The following is a 3015-nucleotide window of genomic DNA, read 5'->3' on the forward strand; positions in this document are numbered from 1 at the left end:
ACCACCCCACGGAATGCTGCTTTGGCTTTGGCCGTTGCCGTTGCTTGCAGCCGGTGCAGGGCCGCAGGCCCTGCCGCCCCCCCTCACTCCGCTACGTGCTCGACCTGTCGTGGCTCCGGCTTGGTGTCCGGCAACTGCCAGAAGATCATCGTCGACGTCAGCGTGATCGCACCCACGCACAGGAACGTGGCATGCAGCGCAGCGGTGGCACTGTTGCTGTCCAGGTGGGTACCGAACGCAGCCAGCAGGCTGCCCGCCGCGGCGGCACCGAAACCGGCGGCGAGCATCATCACCATCGACAGCAGGCTGTTGCCGGAACTGGCGAACTCGCGGTCAAGGTCGCGCAGGGTCACGGTGTTCATCACGGTGAACTGCAGCGAATTGACCGCACCGAAGAACGCCAGCTGCAGCAGGCGCCACGCCAGGTGCTGGCCCGGTGTCATCAGGATGAAGCTGGCCATCGCCAGCCCCACCAGCACGGTGTTGACCATCAACACGCGGCGGTAGCCGTAGCGCTCGACCAGCTTCACCGCCAGCTTCTTCGACACCATGCCGGCCGCAGCGACGGGCACCATCATCAGGCCGGCGTTCATCGGGCCCAGGCCCAGGCCGACCTGCAGCAGCAGCGGGATCAGCATCGGCATGGCACTGCTGCCGATGCGCGAGAACAGGTTGCCAAGGATGCCGATGCGGTAGCTGGGCACGCGGAACAGTGCCAGCGAGAACAGCGGCGCGGTGGAGTTGGCCGCGTGCAGCCAGTAGCCCACCAGCGCTGCCAGGCCGGCAACGGTCATCAGCATCACCAGCGCGTGCGGCGTGCCGAGGCCGGAGATGCCGTCCAGCGCCAGCGACAACACCACCATCGCGAAGGCCAGCATGACGTAGCCGCGCAGGTCGAAGCGGGTGCGATGGCTGGCGTAGTGGTCGGGCATGATCTTCATCGCGGCGATGAAACCGATCACGCCGATCGGCAGGTTGATCAGGAACACCCAGTGCCAGGATGCGATCTCGACCAGCCAGCCGCCCAGGGTCGGGCCGATCAAAGGACCGACCAGGGCCGGAATGGCGATGAAGCTCATTGCGCGCAGGAAATCCTCGCGCGACACCGAACGCATCACCGCCAGGCGACCGACCGGCAGCAGCATCGCGCCGCCGATGCCCTGCAGCACGCGCGCACCGACCAGCTGGTGCAGGTGCTGGGCCAGCGCGCAGGCCAACGAGCCGAGAGTGAACAGGATGATCGCCACCAGGAAGGTGCGCCGCGTGCCATAGCGGTCGGCGATCCAGCCGGAGGCCGGGATGAAGGTGGCGACCGCCAGCGCGTAGCTGAACACCACCGACTGCATCTGCAGCGGGCTTTCGCCCAGGCTGGCCGCCATCGCCGGCAGCGCCGTGTTGACGATGGTCGAATCCAGCATCTGCATGAAGATCGCCAGCGACACCAGCCACAGCAGGGGGCGGTGGCGGGCGTAGTTCGATGGCGATGTGGACATGGCGTGCGGCCGGTGCAGCGTGGGGGATGCCATGATCGCGCAATGCGGGTCACGGCGCGATCAACATCGCGCCGTGGTTGCCTGCGCAATGCTCAGCGCTGGCTGTGCGCGTGCACCGCGTCGACCAGTACCTGCACGTGTGCCGGGTCCATGTCCGGTGACATGCCGTGGCCGAGGTTGAACACGTGGCCCTCGCGCGAACCGCCATTGCCGGCGGCGTAGGTGTCGAGCACGCGCGCGGCGGCCGCGGCGATGGCATCGGGCGAGGCGTACAGTGTGGTCGGGTCGAGGTTGCCCTGCAGGGCGACGCGACCGCCGGTGCGGCGCAGGGCCTCGTCCAGGTCCAGCGTCCAGTCCAGGCCGAGCGCATCGGCGCCGGTCTGCGACAGCGCTTCCAGGTGCAGGCCGGTGCCCTTGCCGAACAGGATCAGCGGGGTACGCTCGTTGCCTTCGCCACGGTCCAGGCCCTGGGCAATCCGCTGCAGGTAGCGCAGCGAGAACTCGCGGTACATCGCCGGCGACAGCACGCCGCCCCAGGTGTCGAACACCTGCAGCGCCTGCGCACCGGCCGTGCGCTGCGCGCCGAGGTAGGCAATCACCGCCTCGGTGGTCACTTCCAGCAAGCGGTGCAGGGCCTGCGGGTGGTTCAGCGCCATCGCCTTGATGCGCGCGAAGTCCTTGCTGCCGCCGCCTTCCACCATGTAGCAGGCCAGTGTCCACGGGCTGCCGGAGAAGCCGATCAGCGGCACCTGGCCGTCCAGCTCGCGGCGGATCAGACGCACCGCGTCCATCACATAGCCCAGATCCTGTTCCATGTCCGGCACTGCCAGCCTGGCGATGGCGGCTTGATCGCGCACCGGGTGGCGGAATTTCGGGCCTTCGCCTTCGACGAAGTACAGCTCCAGGCCCATCGCATCGGGAATGGTGAGGATGTCCGAGAACAGGATGGCCGCGTCCAGCGGGAAGCGGCGCAGCGGCTGCAGGGTGACTTCGCAGGCGATCTCCGGGGTCTTGGCCATGGCCAGGAAGCTGCCGGCCTTGGCCCGGGTCGCACGGTATTCCGGCAGGTAGCGGCCGGCCTGGCGCATCAACCAGACGGGGGTGCAGTCCACCGGTTCGCGGCGCAGGGCGCGCAGCAGGCGATCGTTGCGGAGAGGGCTGGTCACGATGGGCATTCCTTGGGCGAAAGTTGGCAGCGGCGTCAGTCGCCGTGCGAAAGGATCTGGAAGCCGCGATGCAGTTCGGCATCACGGGCCTTCTCGAAGGCATGGCGTGCTTCATCGGCCTGCAGGAACAGCTCGCGCCGAAGCTGCGAGCGGCCACCGACGCGACCGCTCTCGCGCAGCAGTTCCCAACCGCCGAACAGGTCCGGCTGCAGGCTCAGGCGCAGGAAGCGCGGCGCCTGCGCACCGGCATCGGGATGTTGCAGGTAGACGTGCATGGCACTGATTGTAGCGGGGCACGGGTGACCCCTGCCGCAACGCGGTAGTGCCGGCCGCTGGCCGGCAATGTCAGCAACGGG

The 3015-nt window shown here is 68.1% G+C and carries 3 protein-coding genes; all 3 read right to left on the minus strand.

Annotation, left to right across the window (positions count from 1 at the left end; translation table 11 throughout):
- Nucleotides 1–83: 83 nt before the first annotated feature.
- The 3 genes from mdtD to QRO93_RS09305 all read right to left on the minus strand — a co-directional run bounded on the left by mdtD (nt 84) and on the right by QRO93_RS09305 (nt 2934).
- Complete coding sequence (gene mdtD, locus QRO93_RS09295; RefSeq protein WP_053512070.1) at nt 84–1493, minus strand: multidrug transporter subunit MdtD; 1410 nt, start codon at nt 1491–1493, stop codon at nt 84–86.
- Nucleotides 1494–1585: 92 nt separating this feature from the next.
- Nucleotides 1586–2668: a uroporphyrinogen decarboxylase gene (hemE, locus tag QRO93_RS09300; protein WP_180879277.1), complete on the minus strand. Its 1083-nt coding sequence runs from the start codon at nt 2666–2668 to the stop codon at nt 1586–1588.
- A gap of 26 nt (nt 2669–2694) precedes the next feature.
- Entirely contained in the window at nt 2695–2934 is a 240-nt protein-coding gene (locus tag QRO93_RS09305; RefSeq protein ID WP_019660053.1) for a WGR domain-containing protein, read from the minus strand.
- Nucleotides 2935–3015: the final 81 nt, after the last annotated feature.

The sequence above is a fragment of the Stenotrophomonas maltophilia group sp. Smal17 genome, assembly GCF_030237045.1.
Lineage (GTDB): Bacteria > Pseudomonadota > Gammaproteobacteria > Xanthomonadales > Xanthomonadaceae > Stenotrophomonas > Stenotrophomonas forensis.

Excerpts from the sequence above, each read along its gene's own strand:
- hemE (WP_180879277.1), bottom strand. The coding sequence starts at position 2,668 with ATGCCCATCGTGACCAGCCCTCTCCGCAACGATCGCCTGCTGCGCGCC.
- mdtD (WP_053512070.1), bottom strand. The coding sequence starts at position 1,493 with ATGTCCACATCGCCATCGAACTACGCCCGCCACCGCCCCCTGCTGTGG.
- QRO93_RS09305 (WP_019660053.1), bottom strand. The coding sequence starts at position 2,934 with ATGCACGTCTACCTGCAACATCCCGATGCCGGTGCGCAGGCGCCGCGC.